The sequence below is a fragment of the Streptomyces malaysiensis subsp. samsunensis genome, assembly GCF_024519315.1.
Lineage (GTDB): Bacteria > Actinomycetota > Actinomycetes > Streptomycetales > Streptomycetaceae > Streptomyces > Streptomyces malaysiensis.
The window spans coordinates 47,526-63,458 of sequence record NZ_JANIIC010000009.1 but is presented as its reverse complement, the minus strand read 5'-3'; the positions used below and the strand labels follow the sequence as shown (position 1 = coordinate 63,458).

Annotated in this window: 7 protein-coding genes; 3 read left to right on the top strand and 4 right to left on the bottom strand. The window is 67.5% G+C overall.

Going from position 1 to position 15,933, the window contains the following annotated elements; translation table 11 throughout:
- Window positions 1-300: 300 nt before the first annotated feature.
- The 4 genes from NQU54_RS10375 to NQU54_RS10360 form a co-directional block, all read right to left on the bottom strand.
- Window positions 301-3,597 carry a type I restriction endonuclease subunit R gene (locus NQU54_RS10375; RefSeq protein WP_257630808.1) on the bottom strand — a complete coding sequence of 1,099 codons (3,297 nt, stop codon included), beginning with the start codon at window positions 3,595-3,597 and terminating at the stop codon, window positions 301-303.
- A complete protein-coding gene (locus tag NQU54_RS10370; protein ID WP_257630895.1) occupies window positions 3,594-4,862 on the bottom strand; it encodes a restriction endonuclease subunit S in 1,269 nt (422 codons plus the stop codon). The genes NQU54_RS10375 and NQU54_RS10370 overlap by 4 nt, the downstream gene beginning before the upstream one ends.
- Window positions 4,863-4,924: 62 nt before the next feature.
- The gene (locus tag NQU54_RS10365; protein WP_257630807.1) at window positions 4,925-6,943 is read right to left on the bottom strand and encodes an N-6 DNA methylase; all 2,019 of its coding nucleotides are present in this window, start codon (window positions 6,941-6,943) and stop codon (window positions 4,925-4,927) included.
- A gap of 98 nt (window positions 6,944-7,041) precedes the next feature.
- Entirely contained in the window at window positions 7,042-9,252 is a 2,211-nt protein-coding gene (locus tag NQU54_RS10360; protein WP_257630806.1) for an N-6 DNA methylase, read from the bottom strand.
- Window positions 9,253-9,479: 227 nt separating this feature from the next.
- Here NQU54_RS10360 and NQU54_RS10355 point away from each other — a divergent pair, with 227 nt between their 5' ends.
- From NQU54_RS10355 to NQU54_RS10345, 3 genes are read left to right on the top strand one after another with little or no spacing between them, the layout of a single operon-like run.
- Window positions 9,480-11,147 (top strand): PD-(D/E)XK nuclease family protein, encoded by a 1,668-nt coding sequence (locus NQU54_RS10355; protein WP_257630805.1) that lies wholly within the window; start codon window positions 9,480-9,482, stop codon window positions 11,145-11,147.
- Window positions 11,134-12,345, top strand: a complete 1,212-nt coding sequence (locus tag NQU54_RS10350; RefSeq protein WP_257630804.1) for a pPIWI_RE_Y domain-containing protein — start codon at window positions 11,134-11,136, stop codon at window positions 12,343-12,345. Before NQU54_RS10355 ends, NQU54_RS10350 begins: the two co-directional genes overlap by 14 nt.
- Window positions 12,338-15,877, top strand: a complete 3,540-nt coding sequence (locus NQU54_RS10345; RefSeq protein ID WP_257630803.1) for a pPIWI_RE_Z domain-containing protein — start codon at window positions 12,338-12,340, stop codon at window positions 15,875-15,877. Before NQU54_RS10350 ends, NQU54_RS10345 begins: the two co-directional genes overlap by 8 nt.
- Window positions 15,878-15,933: the final 56 nt, after the last annotated feature.

Here is a 15,933-nt window from a genome sequence, read left to right as displayed (position 1 = left end):
TCCTGGAGGCGCCTGGCACACATCGAGCTCCGCCCACCGTCTTGCCGACGGAACGGCGGGGCTCGATCCGCAGGCGGTCGGTCGGCGCTTCGACGAGGAGGAGCCCTTGGGCCCGAATGTCATACTGACCGGCCGACCGGGCCCGCAGCTCGCCGTGGACCCGGCGTCCTGGACCGTGTTCGCCGGATACGCGGCCTCGGCCGGGCGCCTGAGGGCGCGAACAGTACACGTGGAAGGGGTGGCTCCTGGTGGGCGTGTTCCGGTAGCCGCCCCTTCGCCTTACGTACGCCCGCAGTGGGCTCAGCGGGTGTCGGGGAGGTTGTGGCGGCGCCGGATCAGACGGTACGCGGCCGTGCGGGCCTCCTGAAGAAGCTGCCCCTGAAATTCGGCATCGGAGAAGTAGCGTTCAGTGAACTTGGTGTCCGCCTCGGCCCGTTCGATCATGATGTCGCGGAACCTCTTGTTGAAGGGGTGCTCGAAGTCGCCCTCGTTACGGGCGGCAACGGCGGCGTCCTCTAGGTCCGGATCTTCTGCGGCGGCGACGATGCGCTCCTCGTACATCACACGGTCGGCTTCGCTCAGCCCAAGGCCGTAGCGGACGTTGAACTCCTCGATGAGCTCGGAAAGGAGGATCTTGTCCGGGTCTCGGTGGCCACCCGCGCCTTCGGCACCGTATGGGGCGAGGTCCTCGACGTCGTTGTCGGTGAGGCTGATGTCGTAGTCGCCGACCTTGGTGACCCGCATGTGCGTGAGGTCCATCTCTCCTATGTCGAGGGAGGGATCGTACGGGGGCGGGGGCAGGATATTGGCGAGGTGCTTGCCATAGAGATAGAGGCGCTCGAGGCGGGTGTCGACGCGCGGCATCAGCTGGGACAGAAAGCCGTACTGACGCAGGAAACCGCGCAGGTCAGCGCGGAAATCCTCGGCGGCGTCCCCGTCCTGTTCCTGGCGCTCGACGAAGCGGGCGCGGGCGGCGTCGGTGTGGCGATAGAGGCCGGCGTGGGCCTTCTCCCAGCGGCGGGCGCCCGGCTCACCTACGGAGGCGGACCCGTCGGCCGCCTGCGCGGTGGCCAGGGCCCGGACGAAGGCGTCCATCTCCTCCTCGTACAGCAATCGGTGGTCCATTACCTCGCGCTGGGAGGTATAGAGGAGGTTGACGTCGGCGGGTTCGGTGCGGGCCTCCTTGAAGTAGGGGGCGTACTCCTTCTTGATGTCCTCGGGGTCGTTGACGAAGTCCAGGACGAACAGATCCTCCTGGCTCTTGCGAGGGTAGGTGCGGTTGAGGCGGGAGAGCGTCTGGACGGCGGCAACGTCGGTCAGCGGCTTCTCGATGTACATGTGGGTGAGGAGCGGCTGGTCGAAGCCGGTCTGGTACTTCTCCGCGACGACGAGAATGCGGTACTCGGTGCGCGGGGGCGCTCCGCCCGGCTTTCCGGTGCGCAGGGCGGCGTAGCGGTCGTCGGCGCGGGTGTAGGCGAAGGCATCAGGGAGTTCTTTCTCAGAGACGCCGTTGAGTTCAGCCTCGGTGACCTTGACCTTTGTGATGACCCCGTCGATCTCCTTCTCCACCTCCAGCTCCCCGGAGAATGCGACGAGGACGCCAAGGTCCGCGCAGTCCAGGTCCTTGGTGGCCTGCACCAAATGCTTGTACATCTTGTACGCGGCCTGCCGGGATCGGGTGACCACCATTGCCTTCGCCCGCCCGCCGACTCGGCGGCGGCCGTGTACGGCGAAGTGCTCAACGATGATCTCAGCATGCTGGGCGAGAGTGGTCGGATTGAGATAGACGAACTTGGCGAGCTCGCCCTTCGCCTTGTCCTCGTCCACCTCGATCTGCTCAGCACCGTCCTTGGCGACCCGCCAATGGGTCGTGTAACGGGTGTAGTTGCGCAGGGGATCGAGGATGAAGCCCTCCTCGATGGCCTGCTTCATCGAATAGATGTGGAACCCGCGCTTGAGCTTGGTGTCCGGGTCGGTGACACCGAAGAGGTTGAGGGTCTTCTTCTTGGGTGTCGCGGTGAAGGCGAAGTACGACAGCATTGGATGCATCTGGCGTGCGGCAGCGGAGGCGGTGAGGAACTCCTCCTCGTCCTTGCCGGCCTTCTCCTCCGCTCCGAGTCCGCGCAGCACCTTGCGCATCTTGGGCACGGAGCTGCCGGTCTGGCCGGAGTGAGCCTCGTCCACGATGATCGCGATCCGCTTGTCCTGCAGTCCGGTGACGCCTTCGAGGATGTGAGGGAAGGTCTGCGCCGTGACGATTATGATCTTCGTGCCGGTGTCACCGAGGGCTTGGGCAACCTGCTGTGACTTGGCGCCTTCGGTTCCCTTGACCCGGCGGACCACGCCCGGCGTGTGGTCGAACTGGTAGATGGTGTCCTGGAGCTGGTCGTCCAGGACGGTCCGGTCCGTGACGACCACAATCTTGTGGAAGACAGGCTTGTCGGCCTCGATACGCCGTTCGGCGACCGCCTTCGGATCGAGCGTGCCCGGCTCGGCGGAACCGTGCAGCACGGAGAGGTGGTGGGCAAGCCAGCCGATGGTGTTGGACTTGCCAGAACCGGCGGAGTGCTCGACGAGATAGTTCTGGCCCGAGCCGTGGTACGCGGCGTGAGTGGTGAGGCGGCGGACGGCGTCCCACTGGTGGTAGCGGGGGAAGATCAGGGTCCGGTTGTGCACGGACACGCGACGCGGCCGCCCAGTCTTCGCGGCGCCCTTCTTGTTCCTGGGGTCCTCGACGTGCAGGAACCGCTTGACGATCGCCATCCAGTTGTCCGGCTGCCAGACCTCCTCCCAAAGGTAGGCGGTGCGGTAGGCCGGTCCGTTCTCACTGTCGGGAAGGGGCGGGTTGCCTGCGCCTCCAGGATTGCCGGGCCCCTTCGACCCCTGGTTGAAGGGGAGGAAGCGCGTTTTCTCGCCCTGGAGGCGGGTGGTGAGGAAGACGAGCATCTCGTCGACCGCGAAGTGCACAAGGGCCCGCTTGGCGAAGATCAGGTCTTTCGGGTCACGGGTGGTGCGGTACTGGTGCTTCGCATCCTCGACGTTCTGAGGGTTTTGGGACGCCGAGCTCTTGAGTTCGGCCGTCGCGAGGGGAAGCCCGTTGAGGAACAGGACCAGGTCGAGTTCGCGGGTGTGGTCGGGCGCATAGCGCAGGCGGGGGGTCACCGTCAGGCGGTTGCTCCGGTAGTTGCGGAACGCGTCCTCGGCGATGGCGTGCGCGGGCCGGAAGTAGGCGAGTTCGATGTGCAGGCCACGGTCCTTGACGCCGTTGCGCAGCACGTCGAGCGTGCCGCGCGCGTCGATTTCGCGGGCGAGTAGCTTGCCGAACTCACGCATGGCGATGCTGGCGGCCTCGGGGCTCCCCGCCTCGCCGGTGAACTCCTTGAGTTGCTCCAGGACGGCGGGCTGCGTGGCGCCAAAGAAGGTCCACAACTGGGCCGTGTCGAGACCGAGCTCGGGGTTGTAGGCGCCCTGCCCCCGCTCGCCTTCGTGCCAACCGGAGGCAGTGAGGGCTTCGACGATGGTCCGCTCGAAGGCGTACTCGGAATCCGGGCGGGGTTGTACGGGAGCGGTGCCACGGGGGGTATTGGTGAGGGTCACGGGGCCTCCACACCTCGGGCGGTGGTGACGTCGAGCTGACCGGTTACTGCTGCGGTGATCAGGGCCTGGCGGCGTTCGGCGAGCAGAGCCGATTGGAGGGTGAGGACCTGGCACGCCTGTCGCACGGACTCCTGTTGCTTCTGCACCTGTCTGACGAGCTCCTGCTGCTTCTGGAGATTGGGCAACGGGACGGGAAAGCTGAGGATCTTGCCGCTGTTCGTGGAGGCCAGGTTGGTCGTCTTAGTTCCGGTGCTTTCGAAGTAGCACCGGCCATGGACCGTCTGGGTCATCAACGCCAGATATTCCGGATCCAGCTTGTCTAGCTCGGGACGCAGGGCGAAGACATGATTCTGATGAAGACAGTTGGCCAACTCGCCGCGCCACACCGTGCCACGGCCAAGCTTGTCGAGATCACCCCCCTCGGTCATCAGCACATCGCCAGTACGTAGGGTGCTTCGCTTCGCCACATGTTTAGGAACAGTGATTTCCGTGATGGAATCGAGCGCCAGGTGTCCGGCCTGAACATTTGCTACACGGAGATACGGCCGAGTGACGTCACTATCGGTTCGAGCGCGTCCCTCGTCGACTGTGACACCGTTCTGTAGACGACAGACGTAGCCAAGGCGTGTAAGTTGGGTATCTTTGGGCATTGCGGGAAGCCAGGGGTACGGGTACTTGCCGAGTGGCTGTGTGAGCGTGCCCGGGATCAGGATCTCGCTGACGCTCGCGAATGAGCGTTCGGCTAGAGCGTCCAGTTGGTCGCTGCATGCACGAGCCAAGTCATCCAAGCGAGTCGTCTCGGCATCGAGAAATTCGACGATGCGACGCTGCTCTTCCAGTGAAGGCAACGGGACCCTGAGTTTTTCTACGTCTGGCATATAGATCGTCTTGTGAGTGGATCCGGCTGCGATCCGCTTGAGGTCCGGAGCCATCGCGCGCAGTGCATGCAGCAGAAAGCGGGGGACAAGTCGCGACCCGCAAGTCCAGGTCACGAAGTCCTGACTTGTGGCCATTTCTCGTCCCATTATTGCCGAGAAGCCAACTGACGCAGTACGGGAAAGAATTACAGTTCCTGCGGGATGTCTGACTGCGGCGGAATTTTTTTCCCCGAGCTTGCTGATCTGCTCCTTCGTCTCCGTGATGAAGTCAACTTGATTGCCACGCAACTGCCAGACGTCGGCCAAGGTAATCCATGGAATGGTGCAGTCTTGCCAATACTCAGGTTTACTGCGGCTCGGCGTGTGACCAGACCCCAATCTTGCCACGAGACGAATTGGCGCCGTGGGCCACTGCGAACCTGCAAGCCATGGAGCGATTTCGGTTACGCTCACTCCGCCACCTCTCGCAACAACCTCTGAACCTGTTCCTCTAGTCCCTTCAACTTTGCGTCGATCTCCGCCAGCGGGCGCGGTGGCTCGTATACATAAAAGTGTCGGGTGAACGGGATCTCGTAGCCGATTTTCGTCTTCTCATGGTCGATCCATGCGTCGGGCACGAATGGGAGTACCTCGTCTTTAAGGTACTCATCCACGTCCTGATCCAAGGGCACATTCTCGTAATCGCGCAGTTCCGGGTCCGGTTCCGGCTCGCCCTTCTTCATCTGCACCTCGCCCTCAGGGTCGCGCACGCCGATGATCTCGCGTAGCGCCTTCTGGAAGGAGGCGTTGCGGCTCCATGGAATGCGGGCCTCGGCGAGCGCCGCGTTGACCGCCACCCAGGCCGCCTTCTTTCCTGGCCATGTCTTCCCAAGAAGCGGTTTGAGAGCGTCCGCGAAGTGCTCGACTCCTGCCTCCCCGAAGTGTTTGATCACGCCCTTTGACTCGCGGGCCTCCTCCAGCGTCTCCTCGGTGACTTCGAAGCGCAGTTTCAGCGGGCGTTCGACGGTGATGCGCTGGTAGCCGAAGTCGTCGTTGTCGAAGACCTTGACCTTGCCGTGGAACGTGTGGGACTCGCTCTCAGCGATCTCCAGGCCCTCGGCATACAGCTTCATCACATGCGTGATCTGCTCCTCGCTGATCACCTTCCGCTTGTCCCCGAGGGACTTGTGCATCTTGACCCACTGATCGCGGGCGTCGACCAACATGACCTTGCCCTTGTGGGCCGAGGCCTTGCGGTTGCTGAGGATCCAGAAGTACGTGGAGATGCCGGTGTTGTAGAAGAGCTGGTCGGGGAGCGCGACCACAGCCTCCAGCCAGTCCTTCGTGAGGATCCAGCGGCGAATCTCCGACTCGCCGGAACCCGCCGCCCCGCTGAAGAGCGGCGAGCCGTTGAAGACGATGCCGATGCGACTGCCCCCCTCCTCCACAGGCCGCATCTTGGAGATCATGTGCTGGAGGAACAGAAGCGAGCCATCGCTGATGCGCGGGGTGCCCGCGCCGAAGCGGCCTCGGTGGCCCAGGTTGTCCCGCTCGTCCTCGACCTCCTTCTGGACCTTCTTCCAGGCCACACCAAACGGCGGGTTGGAGAGCATGTAATCGAAGCGGAGGTCCTCAAACTTGTCGTCGCTGAGGGTGTTGCCCAACTGAATGCGCTCGATGTCCTGGTTCTTGATCATCATGTCAGAGCGACAGATAGCCCAGGACTCGGGGTTGAGTTCCTGCCCGAACACATACACGTCGGCCTTTGTGTTGTGCTCGTGGATCACGTCCTGACCCGCGTTGAGCATGCCGCCAGTGCCGGCCGTCGGGTCATAGATGGTGCGCGTGGGTCTGCCGACCTTGAGTTCCCCGAGGTCCGGGGTGATAAGGAGGCGGGTGATCAGCTGGATGACCTCCCGCGGTGTGAAGTGCTCACCAGCCGTCTCGTTGGACTCCTCAGAGAATTTCCGGATGAGCTCCTCAAAGGCGTATCCCATGATGTGGTTGGACACTGTCTTGGGGTGAAGGTTGTAACCCGCGAAAGCGGACATGACCTTGTGGAGGAGCTTTGTGTCCACAAGGTGTTGAATCTGCTCCTCGAAGCGGAATTTCAGGAACACGTCGTAGGCATCCGGTGAGAATCCCTGGACGTACTGCGGAAGATTGGCTTTCTCTTCCTCATGGCCGCCCACGATAGAGGCAAGCGTGAGGCGCGTCGTGTTGTAGAAGGAGTGGCCGGACTTGGCCGGCAGGAACGGGTGAGGGTTTCTCCCCTTGCCCGCGATGCGCTTGAACTCGGCGACCACCTCGTTCCGCGTCGGCGCCAGCACGCATTCAAGGCGTCGCAGCACGGTGAACGGCAGGATCACCTTGCCGTAGTCCGAACGCTTGTACTCACCCCGCAACAAGTCCGCCACCTCCCAGATGAGGTTCGCGAGCTTCGTCGCCTGTGCGTACTCCGCGGCTGTTTGGGCCTTCGGATCGGTCACCACGTACGTACGTCCTTACACTTCTTGGGAGTTGGGGTTAGAGGAACTCAGCCCTGGGAAAGCCGGAGGGGGAGGCCGGTGGCAGCAAGAGCGGGGGTTCACCGAGCAACGTTGGCCCGTGCACCGGCCGGTGCGTCGTGGGCCTCCGCACCGCCCCGGCCGCGCAGCGCCCCCGCTACTGCCTCCGTGGCAACCCTGGCCAGATCCTGCCCCATGTCGTGCGCCGTGCGCAGGAGGCGGCTGAAGTCGGCCACGGCGCGGAACGCCTCGCCGTACGCGCGCTGCCGGTCAATGGAGAACAGAGGGACACGGACGCGGCGCGGGTCCAGGCGTGTGTGGGAGCCGAGACTGCTGGTGGTGGAGGCGGCCTGGTGCGCGCCTTCCACACTGGAGAGGAAGCCGGCCAGGTACCAGGGATCCAGGATGTCGGTGTTGGCCACGCGGATGTGGTGCAGGGTGGCCGCCGGGTAGGCGTCCGCATCCTCAGCGGTGGCGACGCGGGCTACGACGGTGCGGGCGGTGACGGGCAACAGGACGTCACCGACGCGCACCGGCTGGTGCTGGACGATGTCGTCGGGTGCCGGACCGACCTCGGATGGCGGCCGACCGGTCACGACGTCTCGCGCGGTGAGGAAGAGAGCCTCCCCGGGGCCAGGGGCGGGGGGCGGAGCGGAGCCGGTCTGCCCACGGTGAACACCGGCGGCCCCACCGTGGCGCTCCGTGTGGGCGGGGCGGCGCAGCACCACAACGCCGCTCTTGGCCAGCTCGGCGAGGGTGGCGACGCGAACGCCCGCGCGCGCCGCCTCGGTCAGGTCCGGCAGGCTAGGGAGCGCGCCGACGGTGGGCAGCGCGGACCTGAGCGCGCGCAGGGTTTCGTCCACGGCGGTGCGGCCCGCGTCCAGCGTTTCGGCGCTCACGCCGAGTGTGGCGGACTGGGGCAGATGGCGGCGGGGGGTCAGGTCGATGTCGTCGTCGAGGAGATCCATCACGGGAACCAGTCGAGTCACGCCGGGGCGTTCCGGAAACAAGGTGGCGTCGTCATCAGCCGCCGCCACGTATCGCGCCCAGAGATCCTGGATCAGCATGCGCGGGTCCTGCTCCCCCCTGCTGTCTGCCAACAGGACGCGGGCAGGCGGAAGTTCACCCGGTTCAGGGCGGCGCAGAACCCAGATCTGCAGGGCGAGTGCGTAATGGGCCGCGTACCCGGCGGGAAGCGAAATCACCGCGCGTAGCGCTCCGCGTCGCAGCAGTTCCTGGCGGATGCGGCGACCGGACGGACGGAAGGCGACCGCCGGGGGCAGGAGCAGGACCACGGGCGCGCCCGGGGCTGCGTGGGCCAGGGCCTGCTGGATCCAGGCGAGTTCCGACTCGCCGCGCGGTGGGATGCCGTACTCCCAGCTCACATGGTCGACGAGCTCTTCGTGACCCCAGTTGCGGTCGGCGAATGGCGGGTGACCGACGACGGCCGCCGCGCGCCCGGGGCGGAACGCGGGGCGGCGCAGAAAATCGTCGGTGTGCACATCGAAGGAGACGGCAGTCGCTGCCGGACCGGCGTTGCGGAAGGCCAGGCGGAGAGCGGCGAGGAAGGCGAGGGAGTGGCTGAGCTCCTGGCCCTGGACACGGGTGACGCCCGCGTCGGCGGCGGCGAGGAGGAAGGCTCCGCTGCCGCAGGAGGCGTCGAGGACCGCGCCGTCGGTTGGCGGCCCGGCGAGGGCGACCATCAGGTCGGCGAGTTCACGGGGGGTGGCGGCGAGGCCGGAGCGTGGGCCCTGGTGCAGGAAGCGGGCGCACAGGTCGTCGAAAGTGGTGCGCGCGCCGTCGGCCGCCGCGGCCTCAGCGGCGGTGACTAGGAGGGAGCGCAACCGGGCGCCGAGTTCGTACTGAAGGGGGCTGAGAAGTTCGCCGAGACTGCCGACCGTGCCGCCGGGAGCCTCGGCGAAGGTGCGCTCGGCGCGCTCCATCAGATGGAGCAGACCCGCCTTGTCGCGCGGGCTCTGTACGCCGGGATGGCGGTGGAGGTGGAACAGGAGCAGGCCGGTGAGGGCCAGGGCGTCCTCGGCGGCACTGCCGGCCCTTGCGGACTCGAAGCTCTGCCACAGCCGCTCGGCCACCGCGATACGTCGGGCCTTGCCCTGGCGCCCGAGCCACTCTTCGACCTCGGCGAGGTCGAAGCGGGGACTGCGGCCGCTGCCGCCCACGGGCTGGGGGAAGTCGTCGTGCCGCTTGCGCCAGTTGCTGACGGCGGTCGGTTTCACCTCGGCGAGCCGGGCGATGTCCGCCGCGGTCACCTCCACTCGGCCTGTCGTCATGCTCCTCGGCTCCTCGTCTTCCGGCAGCTCGGGGTGTGGTGCGCGGTCGACCCTACGTGAATTCGCGCGCAATGAACAGCATCACAGCAGCGCAGAGCCTAGATCACAAACTCTGGTTGGTTATATTCACAGTGGTATCTGGTACGGTCTCATCACGGTCACTCCGGGTGGCCGCAGCGACGGGTGGGATGTGCCGTGGGCACCGCATTGGCCGAGGGAGACGGACCGTGCAGGACAGAGGCAGGGGCGGGGCGGCAGTGCCGGAGTGGCCACCCCCGGAGGGGATGACCGGCAGCGGCGCGTTGATCCGGGTGCAGGCGTCGCACGCGGCAGACGAGCAGTACACCTGCCTGCGCTTCGCGGAGGGCAAGACGCGGCCGAACGCCTGGCCGGGCCACCGCGTCGAGCGGCCGAAGCCATATCTGGAGAACTTCGTCCTCGGCCTCGTCCTGGCCGCTGTGCGGCTCGTCGAGTGCGAGGGCATGGCCCCACAGGACGCCGTTCGGCAGGCCGAAGACTCTGCCGGGCGTTCCCTCCACCGGGCCCAGCGCCGCTTCCTGCGGCACGCCGTCGAGCGGTGGCTCGAACGCGACCGGCCCAAGGAGGCGCCGCCTGTGATTCCCGCTCCCGGCCCGTGGGTGCGGATGCGGGAGGTGGACGGGCGGACGTGGGAGCTGACCGGATGGGGGGCCTGCCACCACAACCCGGGACGGCGGCTTCGCGAGTTCTCCTTCCTCTGCTACGGCAGCGCCGACCCCCGGTCCGTCCCGAAGGACCGCGTCGCGATCGCCGCCCTCGCCGCCGCCTGCGGGGTACCCGCACGGCAGGGCGCCAAGCCCTGGCACCCGTATCGGCTCCTCGGTGCCGAGCCCGTCGACCACGTGCGCGTGGCCCTCACCGGGCTGCACGACGGCTCGTACCGGCTCCTCTTCGAGGGCAGGCCCGACCAGGTCCGCGCCTACTACGAACAGCATGCCGAAGCACGCGTCAAGGAGATCGTGGGCGGCGGCCCTGCAACGCCCGGCGGCAGCTGCGCGGGCTGCCGCCGGCTGGAGACCTGTGACGCTCCGGTTCGTTTGCCCGGCCTGCTCGGCATTCCCGCCGGCCGAGGCCCCTTCCCGCTGCGGGAGCTGTCCGCCAGCCACCTGCGCTACTACCGCAAGTGTCCGCAGATGTACTTCTCCTACGCCCAGCACCTCCCCCGCACTCGCGAGTACTCCCCGGAGAACCAGCTCGGCAAGGCCGTCCACGCCCATCTGGAGGCCAACCACAGGAGCGGTCTCCTGACGCCATGTGGGGGCGCGGACATGCCCTGGGGTGACACCGCCTGGGGTGACGGGGAGCTGCGCATGACCGGCGAGTGGGCTCGCATCGGGTCCAGGATGCTCGCCCAGCACATCGACATGTGCCCGTTCCTCAACGACGGCGTCACGACCGTGCTGCCCGAGCCCCGGCGCGCCTTCTACGATCCGTACGCCCATGCCGTCCTGATCGTGAAACCGGACCTGCTCTACCTGGAGCATGGCTCGTGGGTGTGGCGCGAGACCAAGACCACGCAGAGCGCGGACGCCTGGATGGGCCGGGACCCGTTCACCACCGACCCGCAACTCGCCCTCGCCGTCGTCCTTCTTGCCGAAGGGGCCTTCGGTGGCGACCCGGCGGGCTCGCGGGTCGAGCTGGAGGTGCTGCGGCCGGACAGTGGCGACCCCTCATACATCGAGCCGTGCAACGAGCCCGAGCGCGTCGAGGCCGCCCGTCGGCTTGTGCGGGAGTACGTCGATGCGTGGCGCGGTGACGAGGTCTTCACGCCCAGGCCCGGCGCCCACTGCCACACCTGCCCCGTTACCGAGTGGTGCGCGAGCGCCCCCGAGGAGGTGCGTCGTGGCCGCCGTTGATCCCCCGGACGTCGCAGGTGCCGAGTCCGAGCGGCTGCTGAGGCTGGTCGCCACCGCCTTGGTGCGCCTGTCCCGGCTGCGCACGCCCGGCGATCCCGTCTACCCCGACGTCGTGCAGGCCGCCTACAACCATCTCGTCCTCGTCTGCCTGCGCACCGGGCGTCCGGCCCCCGGCAGTGTGCCGCAGCTCGCCCGGTGGGCGGCTGCACGCCCACTGGCAGACTGGTGGCCGTACCTCCTCAAAGACCAGCACATCGGTGACCTGCGGCTGGTCGACGCGGACACCGGCGTCCCCGCCCAGGAGTGCCTGGAGTGGGCCGTCTTCGCGCCCGACCCGGCTGCCGAGCAGATCGAGAACGCACTGCTCAAAGAGGCGCTCACCCTGTGCCGGGCGGCCAAGGCCCCCGACTCCTACACCGCCTTCCGTAGGCTGCTCATCGAGCGCCCCGTCCTGACCGGTGTCGAACTCGCCCTGCTCAGCGCCGACTTGGACCTTTCGCTGCTGCTCGACACTGTGAAGCGGTGCTACGAGCCGGTCACCGCCGCCTATGTCAGCCAGGGGCGGTGCACGCTGTGCGCCGGTTGCGGATGTTTGCTGGTGCCCTTGAGGGACGGCGGTTACGCCTGCACGCTCGACCGCTGCCGCAGGAAGCCTGTGGTCGTCAGAGAACGCCTCGAGCCCGGGGCCGATGGCGGCCTGTACCTCCTCACCAGGCCGCTTCGCGTCTTCATCACCGGCCCCGGACTGGCCGAGACCGGCCTGGAGCGGCGGCTTGTGAGACTCGGCCTCGACGTCGCGATGTGGCCCAACTTCGACGCGTACGACCTCCGTGTCGTCTTTCCCGACGGCCGGGCGTGGGGCATCGACGTCAAGGACCGCGCCAACCCCGCGCTGCTGGGCCGGACCACCACCGCCCTGCGCGGCGAACCGCCCTACGACCGGGGACTGCTCGTCGTGCCCTTCTACCGGTTCAAGGAGCGGGACGGCTACCGCGAAGTCTTCCACCACCATCTGCCCGAGGGAGTCGAAGGCCACGTCAGCCTGCTCACGGACGAGGAGGTCGTGCGGCAGGCGAAAAGCACCCTGGCCCGCACCGTGCGGCGCACCGAGCCCGAAACCGCCCGGCCGGCGCCCCGGACAGCGCGGATAGTACAGCGAACGACACCGAAACCCCAGGGAGGACAGCTCGATGCGTGACCGCAGCGGTTGGCACCGCGGGCTGACCGCCCCCTTGAAGGATGCATGGCAGGACGGACCCCGCTCCTTCAACCCCGGCGATCTACTAGATGTGGAACTCGGCCTGTACCTCCTGGAGTCGGTCATGCCGGGCCGGGCCGCCATCGACACGTGGACACTCGTCAGTGGCTACCCGTTCGGGGAGGCGTTCGGCGATATCACCACCGACGCGCAGCGACTGCGCGTCCGGCGAGCCCGGCACTACCTGCTGCCCCTGCGCAGGCGCCGGGAATGGCTGCTCGCCCTCGAGTCCTACCTCGCCGTTCCCCAGGAACTGCGCGGATACGATCTGGCATCCGCGGAGTCCGTGCCCGTGCGTCGCTCGCCCGCGCGAGCCGCACGCCGCTTCGAACGCTACGAGAAGGTACTCGGCGAGCCGCCCCCGTACGCGCGCCACCGACTGCCGCACGCCCAGGCCGGAGACTACGTCTTCCCCGTCCGTGACCGTCGGTACGCCGTCACCTTCACCGAGGACCTGCTTCCGGACGGACCGACAGCCGCACATGACCTCGATGCGCCGCTGCCCGGCAAGGGTGAGCCGATCACCGTCGAGTGGCGTGAACTGGAGTCCTCCGCGCGCCGTATGGACGCGATCGAGTCAAAGACCTCGGACATTGCGCGTGGCCACTGGCTCCAGCGCCTGAGGCGCGTCGAGCTGTTCGTACGCGACGAGAGACAAGGAAAGTTCGAGCAGAGCGACACCCTGCGCATCGACCGGCTCCTCCATCTCGTCGGCATGGTCGGCGCCGGCAAGAGCACCCTGCGCGACATCCTCACCTTCTGGGCCGTCACCGAACGCGGGCTGCGGATCACCGTCGTCGTCGGCGATGTCGCCGAAGCCCTGTCCGTCACCGGACTCCTGGACCGCCTGGGCGTGCCGACCGCACCAGTACTCGGCCACTCCACGCGCGAGCGCCACATCCAGCGACTCCACCGGCGCATCGCGTCGAGCGGCACCCCGAGCCTGCTCACCCACTGGCACGACGGTTTCGACCACGTCAACAGTGCCTGCCCACTCGACGCCCTGCGCGGTGTGGAGGCGGAGCGACCGCTGCGCGTCGGCGAGGCGCCGTGCGGAAACCTCTACGAGGTGCGCCGGACACCCACGGAGGCGGCGGACCCGCGGGAAGGACTGCTCGGCAGGGAGGGTTCCGAGGCAGATCCCGATGATGATGGGGAGGCCCTCGACGGGGCAGCGGCCGCTGAACGCGCTGCGAGTGCCGCGCCCACGGACGACGAACGCCCGCGGCGTCACGGCTGCCCGCTGTGGTCCCGCTGCCCTCGCCATCACGCAGCCCGTCAACTCGTCGACGCCCGGGTGTGGGTGGCCACTCCCGCGAGTCTCGTCCACACTGCTGTGCCCGAACAGCTTCAGCAGCAGCGGCTGCGTTACCTCGAACTCGCGTGCCGGATGAGCGATTTGGTCGTCGTGGACGAGGCGGACCGGGTGCAGATGCAGCTCGACACGGCGTTCGCCCCCGCCACCACTCTCGCCGGACGCGCCCCGAACTCGTGGATCGACGAGGTCGCTGCCCACGCCCTTGCCGAACTCGCCGGTCAGGCGCGACTCCAGCTCTCGGCACGGGACATCGACGACTGGACGAACGCTACTCACACCGTGCGCCACGCCACCGACCGACTGTACTCGCGCCTCATCCAGAACCGCGCGCTGCGCCACTGGATCACCCAGGACTACTTCAGCGCGGTCACCCTCCACCAGTGGCTCATCAACGCCTGGTTCCCCGACCTCAAGGACGTGGACGAGAGCACCGTGTCCGAGGGGATGCCCGAGGCCCGGCGCTTTGCGCAGCGCGAGCGGATCGACGGCGTACTCAACCGCTTCCGTGACGACCCGCTCCAGCCCCGTACCGCCGGTACCGAGCCCGAGACGGACCCGGCGGAAACCGTGCTCGTCAACGAGCTCGTCCATCTCACCCTCGGTCTGCTGCACGCTCCTCACGGCTCCGACACCCGCACCCAAGTCCGGCCCGTGCTGGAGCGGCTCCTCAACGGCGCCGTACGACTCGACGACGGAACCGACCCCCACGTGCCCCGGTTCGAACTCACCTTGGTCCTCGCCGCTCTCCACCATCGGCTCAACTTCATGACCGGGCTCTGGCAGCGCGTCGAAGCGGCCCTCAACCTGGAGTCCGCCTCCAATGTGCTCTCCCGTCGCCCGCCCCGTGACTACGAGCCCGTGATGCCCGAGTCACCCATGGGCAACGTCCTCGGCTTCCAGTTCCAGCTGGACGAGAGGAGAAAAGAGGGCGAGCAGAGTGGCGAATTGCGCTTCTTCCGCTGCAACGGTGTGGGACGCGAACTGCTGCTCGGTCTGCCCGACCTGCCAGCCGTCGACGGACGGCCCGGCCCGCATCTGATGCTGATGTCCGCCACCAGCTGGGCCGGGACCTCCAGCCGCTACCACGTGCACGCCGATGTCGATGCGGTGTTGCGCCCGCACAAGGAGGAGGTGCGCGCCATCCTCGACACCGAGTTCCGCAAGGAATTCCTGTACTGGCCCGGAAGTACAAGACCACTGCGGCTGTCCGGCTGCGACCCGGAGGAACGCCCGGCCGCCCTCGTCCAGATGCTGTACCAGCTCGCCGAGCCCGACCGCGGCCTCAGCGGCTCGGTCAGCGCCCTCCAACAGGAACTCGACGACATCGACGACCCCGAGAGGCGCCGCCTGCTACTCCTCGTCGGCAGCTACGAGGAGGCCCGCAGGGCCGCCGCATACCTCAACTCGATCCCCGAATGGGTCGGTCGGGTCTCCCGGCTCGTCTCCGACGACGCCGACCTCGACACAGCTTGGAGCGCCCTGCCACGTACCGCCGAGGCGAAGGCCCTGCGCCGCGGTGACGTCGCGGGCTGGGCGGGCGGCGGCCAGGCCGACGGGGAACTCCTCGTCGCCCCGCTCCTCGCCGTCGAACGCGGCCACAACATCGTCGTCCCCGGAGGCAAGGCCGCCATCGGCACCGTCTACTTCCTGGCCCGCCCACACCCCCGCCCCGACGACATCGCACTCGCCGTGCAGGCCGTCAACGACTGGGCGGTACGGCAGACCCGCGGCCCGGGCGAGGGCCTGCGGCGCCTCGCCCGCCGGGAAGGCACCCCCGACCGAGCGGGGCTCGCCTTCCGGCGCGACGCCCGCCACGCCTGGAACCGCTTCCTGACCCGCCGACTGTCGTGGACCAGTCTCCCGAAGACCGAGAAGGAGTCGTTCACCTGGGACCAGTTGGTCGTGATCTGGCAGGTCATCGGCCGCCTCGTGCGGGGCGGAGTGCCCGCACGCGTCGTATTCGTCGACGCTGCCTTCTCACCACGCGAGGCTGGCCTCGCGGCCACCGACACCCCCGCCTCCAGCCTGCTGGCGAGCATGCGCGTGCTCCTCGCCCCCTATTTCAGTACCGAATCCGCCGTGCCCTCGATCGAAAAGTCCCTGGTCGAGGCCCTGTACGAGCCGCTGTACAAGGCACTGGCGGACATGGACTGAGGCCCTCGCCGACACTCCCGCGCCGACGCATCGACGCACTCTCACGCATCGGAATG

What these genes read in the sequence shown, in the direction of transcription:
- NQU54_RS10360 (WP_257630806.1), bottom strand. Translation starts at nt 9,252, where the DNA reads ATGACGACAGGCCGAGTGGAGGTGACCGCGGCGGACATCGCCCGGCTC.
- NQU54_RS10345 (WP_257630803.1), top strand. Translation starts at nt 12,338, where the DNA reads ATGCGTGACCGCAGCGGTTGGCACCGCGGGCTGACCGCCCCCTTGAAG.